7 protein-coding genes and 1 tRNA gene are annotated in these 6,768 nt (G+C 40.4%); 7 read left to right on the top strand and 1 reads right to left on the bottom strand.

Annotated elements, in window-relative coordinates:
- The 3 genes from KIT27_06190 to KIT27_06180 all read left to right on the top strand — a co-directional run.
- Positions 1 to 198, top strand: a 198-nt coding sequence (locus KIT27_06190; protein MCW5589237.1) for an NADH-quinone oxidoreductase subunit M, incomplete at its 5' end; no start/stop codon positions are given.
- A 27-nt stretch (positions 199 to 225) separates the two neighbouring features.
- Positions 226 to 1,659, top strand: coding sequence for an NADH-quinone oxidoreductase subunit NuoN (gene nuoN, locus KIT27_06185; protein MCW5589236.1), 1,434 nt, complete (start codon positions 226 to 228; stop codon positions 1,657 to 1,659).
- A gap of 17 nt (positions 1,660 to 1,676) precedes the next feature.
- A complete protein-coding gene (locus tag KIT27_06180; GenBank protein MCW5589235.1) occupies positions 1,677 to 2,102 on the top strand; it encodes a 6-carboxytetrahydropterin synthase in 426 nt (141 codons plus the stop codon).
- A 260-nt stretch (positions 2,103 to 2,362) separates the two neighbouring features.
- On the opposite strand, the gene KIT27_06175 is transcribed toward KIT27_06180, so the two are convergent.
- Entirely contained in the window at positions 2,363 to 2,644 is a 282-nt protein-coding gene (locus tag KIT27_06175; GenBank protein ID MCW5589234.1) for a helix-turn-helix transcriptional regulator, read from the bottom strand.
- A 298-nt stretch (positions 2,645 to 2,942) separates the two neighbouring features.
- On the opposite strand from KIT27_06175, the gene KIT27_06170 reads away from it, so the two are divergent.
- From KIT27_06170 to nusA, 4 genes are all read left to right on the top strand, one after another.
- Positions 2,943 to 4,214, top strand: a complete 1,272-nt coding sequence (locus KIT27_06170; GenBank protein ID MCW5589233.1) for a cation:dicarboxylase symporter family transporter — start codon at positions 2,943 to 2,945, stop codon at positions 4,212 to 4,214.
- Positions 4,215 to 4,510: 296 nt separating this feature from the next.
- Positions 4,511 to 4,587, top strand: a tRNA-Met gene (locus KIT27_06165).
- A 195-nt stretch (positions 4,588 to 4,782) separates the two neighbouring features.
- Positions 4,783 to 5,256, top strand: a complete 474-nt coding sequence (gene rimP / locus KIT27_06160) for a ribosome maturation factor RimP (GenBank protein ID MCW5589232.1) — start codon at positions 4,783 to 4,785, stop codon at positions 5,254 to 5,256.
- Between the two features lie 10 nt (positions 5,257 to 5,266).
- Complete coding sequence (gene nusA / locus KIT27_06155; protein MCW5589231.1) at positions 5,267 to 6,766, top strand: transcription termination/antitermination protein NusA; 1,500 nt, start codon at positions 5,267 to 5,269, stop codon at positions 6,764 to 6,766.
- Positions 6,767 to 6,768: the final 2 nt, after the last annotated feature.

The raw sequence follows: 6,768 nt of genomic DNA, 5'->3' as shown, positions 1-6,768 counted from the left end.
TATGGCGAAGTTGCCAATGCAATGGTCGCCACCTTAAAAGATATTTCTGTGATGGAAATATTTATTTTCGGATTATTAATTGCGGCAGTATTTATTATTGGTTTATATCCGCAACCGTTTTTAAATGTATTTCATTCATCTGTCGGTGAATTATTACGTTTAAGTTTAGTGAACAAAACAGCAATGATTGCTCCATAACATCATGCCAATGAGAAGGTTAACACAATGACATGGTTTAATTTATTTCCCGCGATCCCAGAAATTATTTTATTACTGATGAGCTGCCTAGCTATTTTGGTAACGCTTTATTCTCCAGCAAAATTGAGTGGATTTTTAACCTATTACGTTGCTCAATTTGCCATCATTTTTAGTTTTATTAGCGTGTTATTTTTGTATCACTATATTCCTTTATACACCTTTAGCGATACTTATATATTCGACAACACCGCGTTTATTTTAAAGATTTTTATTTTAGCCATCACGTTTTTTGTTTTTTTAATTTCGCGTTATTACATTCAAGAACGTGATATCCCCATGGGTGAATATTATATTCTGGGGTTATTTTGTTTAATCGGCATGATGGTATTAGTTTCTGCTCATAATTTTATTACCATTTATTTAGGTCTGGAAATTTTATCCCTGCCGTTATACGCCATGATTGCCATGCGTCGTGATGATCCCAAATGCAGTGAAGCCGCCATGAAATATTTCGTTATGGGGGCATTAGCCTCGGGGTTATTATTATACGGCATGTCCATGCTATATGGTGCTACCAATAGTTTAGACATTGGTGTTGTGTCTAACACCTTAGGCAAAGTCGTTATCAACGAAATGTTTATTGTGGTCTTTGGCTTAGTATTTATGGTAGCAGGTATCGTTTTTAAATTTGGTGCAGTACCTTTTCACATGTGGGTACCCGATGCCTATGAAGGCGCGCCGACCAGTGTTACCTTATTAATGGGAAGCGCGCCTAAAATTGCCGCGTTTGCATTAGCGATTCGATTATTGTCGGGTGCCTTAGGAGGATTACACGTCGAATGGCAAGAATTTTTAACCATTGCCGCGGTATTATCGATGGCGCTTGGTAATTTTGTCGCGATCGTCCAAACCAATATTAAACGCATGTTGGCATATTCCTCAATTGCTCATATGGGATATTTATTTTTAGGTTTAATTGCCGCCAGCGATTCGGGATATGCTGCCACTTTGTTTTATGTGATAAGTTACGGTATCATGTCGACCGGCGCATTTGGGATGATCATTATTTTAAGTCGTCGTGGTTTTGAAGTGGAAAGTATTGAAGATTTTCGCGGTTTGAATCATCGCAGTCCGTGGCTAGCCTTCATGATGCTTTTACTCATGTTCTCGATGGCAGGCGTGCCACCGAGTGTGGGCTTTTTTGCGAAAATGGGTGTGCTGCAAGCATTGATCAAACAAGGAATCGTGTGGTTACCCGCTTTGGCGTTACTGTTTGCAGTGATTGGTGCGTATTATTATTTGCGTGTGGTTAAAGTCATGTATTTTGATGATGCCACCGATAATACCCCGATCAAAGTCACCACCGACGTGCAAGTGATCATCAGTATCACAGGACTCGCTGTGCTACTGTTAGGCTTATTCCCAGGTGCATTATTTACCCTGTGCCATATGGCATTATAAAAAATTAGTATTCAACAATGAAAATAACTTGCAAACGACGTTTCCATTGGTCGATGGGACACCGCTTATTAGATCACGAAGGTGAATGTAAACATTTACACGGACATAATTATGTCGCCATTGTTTATGCCGAAGCAGAGGAATTAGATCATTTAGGTCGTGTGATTGATTTTGGCATTTTAAAAAAACGAATTGGCGATTGGATTGCAACTCATTGGGATCACGCGTTCACACGTTCAAAGCACGATCATCTTATGGCAGAAATTTTAAAAATAGCCAATAGCAAAGAACACGTCATGCCTTATAACCCGACAGCAGAAAATTTAGCCCGCTATCTTTTAACCGACGTCTGTCCGCTAGTATTAGTTGATACAACAGTTACCGTCACCAAAGTAGTGATTTGGGAAACGGAAAATTGTTCGGCTGAATGTGAATTAAATTAAGAAGCATTTTTAATTCAACAATATAATTTAATTGTTGTGTAATTAATAATTCCAATAAAGGCTCGAGAGAATAGGAATGGTTCATAGATTAATTGAAGATATTAATGGGATTTGTTCTATCAAATGCTGGCAACGAGCATTGACACTTTGGTAATAGTGATCAAGATAGGATTTTTCTTTTTGCTTAGTCTTTACGATATTAATGGTGACCTCTAAGCATGAAAGTAATTTGATGACCCAAATAAACATCTAAAGAATAATCACTGCCAATCATCATGCTCACCATTATTATTTTCTAAGGGTGCAACGTATAATTTAATGCCTAACTGAGCACAAATTTTTAGTATGTTTTCTATGTGGCTATTTTTATTGCCATGCTCGATTTTCATGTAGGTCTGTTTGGCTAGCCCACACAAACTTGCAGCATCTTCGAGGCGTAGTTGACTCTGCGTTCTTCGGGCTTTAATGATTTGCCCTAATAATGCAGGGGTTAATACCTGATTCAGATCAGGTGTTGCTAAGGGTTTAATTTTCTTACCCATGAAAATCGTGCTCATATAATCCTATTATTTTAGGATTATATATTGGCTAGACTAGGTTCTTAATACGAAAGTGAAGTTACCGAGATCCGCAATGGAGTATCTTGAGCTTGATAATAAAATCTAAAATTCAGGCCAGGAAGTTCTCATAATAAATTTTTTTTAACGAGTTTTACCTAGGGTGGTAAATTGCTATTTGTTTACAAAAGTTGCGGTTTAGCTTAATTTTATGCTATAGATGCAATCTCATTTTAGCGCGCGAGACGATTTCATGGACTGGATAATAACTATAATAGCTCCCATGTTATTAATAACCTGTTTTGGTTTATTGATTTGGCTGCAACTTTCGGGTGTATCATTTGGCAAACGAGTCTTTATTGCCCTCATCAGTGGGATTGCGTTTGGCTGTCTGATTCAATGGTTGAGTTTAGTCGAATCTCATGCAAGCACCGAAATCATTGCAAGTATTTTGAATGTCGTAGGCAATGGTTATTTAGCGCTTTTGAAAATGCTAGTCATTCCCTTATTATTCACAGCGATAATCCATTCCTTGTTAAACATGGGCGAGCTCAAAGGTCAAGTTGTTACTTCAATTGCAGCACGTGGCGTGTGTTTATTATTACTGTTAACGGCATTAGCTTCCGGCATTGGTGCCGTGATTGCGCTGTTATTTCATGTCGGACAAGGCTTAACAATTGCGGGTGAAACGTTTATACCCACCCATCATTATAAAAATATTGCAGAAAGTATTTTAGGAATTTTACCCAGTAATCCAATAGAATCGATGTTAAAGGGTAATACTTTAGGCATTGCCATTTTAGCCACACTCATTGGTTTTGCAGGCTTATTACTTTATCGCCAAAAACCCGAAACCGTGGAACCGTTTAAACAATTTATTCATTCTCTGTTTGAAATCATTAAACAATTAACGCGTTTAATTATCGCACTCACCCCGTTGGGGAGTTTTGCTTTATTAGCCTTGGTGAGCCTGCATCAAGGGTGGCATTCCTTAATTACTATTCTCGATTATGTTGCGGCTATGTATGTGGCCATGCTCTTGGTGCTATTATTCCATTGCTTTTTATTAACCCTGCGTGGCATCTCGGTGATTGACTATATTAAAAAGGTCAGTTTAGTGTGGTTTGTCGCGTTAACCACCAGTTCTAGTTTTGGCACTTTGCCAGTCACCGAATCGGTGTTGAGTAAGCAATTTAAATTACGCGAAATTTCCGCAAGTTTTATTCCGAGCATTGGCTCCACCGTGGGGATGAACGCGTGCGCTGGAATATTTCCCGCCGTCCTCGTAGTGATGGCCATGACCATCTTACATCAACCCATCACGGTAGGGCTTATTCTCAAAGTGATGGTGATTAACATGATTGCTTCGCTGGGAATTTCTGGAATACCAGGCACAGGGATCATAGCCGCAAGCGTCACTCTTTCAGCCTTAGGCTTACCCTATGACGTGATTAGTTTAGTCATCGGCGTAGACGCATTGATTGATATGGGACGGACACTTATCAACGTTAATGGCACCATGGTTAGCGCTATCATTGTTGATGGTTCGGTGTAATGACCTGTAAGTTTTAAAATGCTAAATGCATGTAAAAAATTATTGTGAGATAAATTTTTTCTTACGCGAACTGCATGATATTGAGCGGCTATGACTTAACTACTGGATTTAAAATCTGATAGTAATCTTGCTCATCGTTAACTGAAGAATTTTTTTTATTAGGGCGATTATTGTTCACTAGAGAAAATTTTCGGTGAAAAAATAGTCATGCAATGAATAAGCCTGATTTTTATTAAAATAATCTTCTGATAACCTTGATTTGTCCTCCTGAACTGTGTAGAATCTGCCTCACTTATTGCGGGGTGGAGCAGTCTGGCAGCTCGTCGGGCTCATAACCCGAAGGTCGTAGGTTCAAATCCTGCCCCCGCTACCAGAGTTAACGGAAAAACCCCTTTTGGGGTTTTTTTAATTGTGTTGAACTGATTGAGTAAAATTTATGACTACTAAAATAAAATAACGTCTGCGGTTGTTCACCAACTTATAAGTTGGTTTGTATGCTGTGATGCGTAGTCGTAAAAAATAAATCAGTGCGAAAAAGTAGAAGTGGGCAATTGCCCACTTTGCGTTTATGTGGAGCGGAAATTTGAGCGGTATTGCAACCAACATAGCAGCGATGATCGAATCTACTGTCAGTGCAGAAGGTTTCGAATTATTAGGTTGCGAATATATGCCCCGTGGTCGCCAATCGCTACTGCGTTTGTATATTGATAAAGACACTGGGATAACCATTGATGATTGTGAAAAAGTCAGTCGTCGCGTCAGTGCTTTATTAGACGTGGAAGATCCTATTCATGGTGAATACCTCTTAGAGGTGTCTTCACCCGGAATTGAAAAACCGTTGTTTAAACTGGCGCATTATGCGAAACATCAAGGCCAGTCGGTTAAAATTCGTTTGCATGTGCCGTTGGCAGGTAATCGCCATGTCACTGGAAAAATTGTGCGAGTTAATGATAACGCCGTAACGTTAAACGTTAACGACGAAGAAATCCAGATACCTTTTGACAATATTTCAAAAGGTAAGTTAGTAGCATTGCTTGGATGAGGCCAATACGATGAATAAAGAGATATTATTAGTAGCAGAAGCCGTATCGAATGAAAAAGGTGTGGAAAAAGAAATTATTTTCCAGGCGCTCGAAGCGGCGATTGCGCAAGCCACTAAAAAACGTCATACCGATGATATTGCGGTGCGCGTTAAAATCGATCGTAAAACCGGTGATTACGAAACCTATCGTTATTGGACGGTGGTAGCCGATGACGATATTAATTTTAATAATCCCGCGCAACAAATGTTATTCGCGCGTGCGCAAGCCCTCAAACCCGATGTCAAAATCGGTGATTTGATCCAAGAGCCTATTGAAGCCGTTGCATCCGGTCGCATCGTTGCTCAAATTGCTAAACAAGTTATCGTGCAAAAAGTGCGAGAAGCAGAGCGTTCACAAATTATCGATGCGTATCGCGAAAAAGTGGGGCAATTAATTTCAGGTGTGGTGAAAAAAACCAATCGTGATTATGTCATTCTTGATTTGGGCAGTAATGCCGAAGCCTTGCTCGCTCGTGAAGAAATGTTACCTCGCGAGAGTTATCGCCCAGGCGATCGCGTTCGTGCTTATTTATTTGAAATACGCGAAGAAAATCGCGGTCCACAATTAGCCGTGTCTCGCACACGTCCTGAAATGTTAATCGAATTATTTCGCATTGAAGTTCCCGAAATTGCCGAAGAATTAATTGAAATAAAAAGTGCGGCGCGCGATCCCGGTTCTCGTGCTAAAATTGCCGTAAAAACCAACGATGGACGAATTGATCCTGTGGGCGCTTGTGTTGGTATGCGTGGCACACGTGTCCAAGCTGTCTCTGGCGAATTGGGCGGTGAGCGCATTGATATCGTATTATGGGATGATAACCCTGCGCAGTTAGTCATTAACGCCATGGCACCCGCAGAGATTGCTTCAATCGTTATCGATGAAGATGCGCATAGCATTGATCTGGCGGTAGAGCGTGAACAATTATCACAAGCCATTGGACGCAACGGGCAAAACGTCCGCCTTGCCAGTGAATTAACCGGTTGGAAATTGAATGTCATGACCACCGAAGAAGCTGTCGAAAAAAATGAAGCGGAAGCAGGTAATATCCAAAAATTATTCGTGGAAGCCTTAGAAGTCGACGAAGAAGTGGCACAAGTATTAATGGCAGAAGGGTTTACGTCGTTAGAAGAAATTGCCTATGTGCCGGTTAATGAATTACTTGAGATCGAAGGTTTCGATGAAGAAATCGTTGAAGAATTGCGTCATCGCGCTAAAGAAGCGTTATTAAGCGAAGCGTTATCCAGCGATGAAAAGTCACCGGCAGGAGAACCCGCCGAAGATTTATTAACCATGGAAGGCATCACCGAACCCTTAGCCCAGGCATTAGCGGCTCAAGGTATTTGCACCATGGAAGATTTAGCCGAACAATCTATCGATGATATTGTTGGCATAGAAGGTTTAACTGAGGAAGCGGCTGCGCAACTCATTATGAAAGCGCGCGAACCCTGGTTTGATGAAGTTAAAGATTAATA

The organism is Legionellales bacterium (assembly GCA_026125385.1).
In the GTDB taxonomy this organism is placed as follows: Bacteria; Pseudomonadota; Gammaproteobacteria; order JAHCLG01; family JAHCLG01; genus JAHCLG01.
The sequence above is the reverse complement of the archived record's forward strand: the minus strand, read 5'-3'. Positions and strand labels throughout refer to the sequence as shown.

Excerpts from the sequence above, each read along its gene's own strand:
- nuoN (MCW5589236.1), top strand. The coding sequence starts at position 226 with ATGACATGGTTTAATTTATTTCCCGCGATCCCAGAAATTATTTTATTA.
- KIT27_06180 (MCW5589235.1), top strand. The coding sequence starts at position 1,677 with ATGAAAATAACTTGCAAACGACGTTTCCATTGGTCGATGGGACACCGC.
- KIT27_06175 (MCW5589234.1), bottom strand. The coding sequence starts at position 2,644 with ATGGGTAAGAAAATTAAACCCTTAGCAACACCTGATCTGAATCAGGTA.
- KIT27_06170 (MCW5589233.1), top strand. The coding sequence starts at position 2,943 with ATGTTATTAATAACCTGTTTTGGTTTATTGATTTGGCTGCAACTTTCG.
- rimP (MCW5589232.1), top strand. The coding sequence starts at position 4,783 with ATGTGGAGCGGAAATTTGAGCGGTATTGCAACCAACATAGCAGCGATG.
- nusA (MCW5589231.1), top strand. The coding sequence starts at position 5,267 with ATGAATAAAGAGATATTATTAGTAGCAGAAGCCGTATCGAATGAAAAA.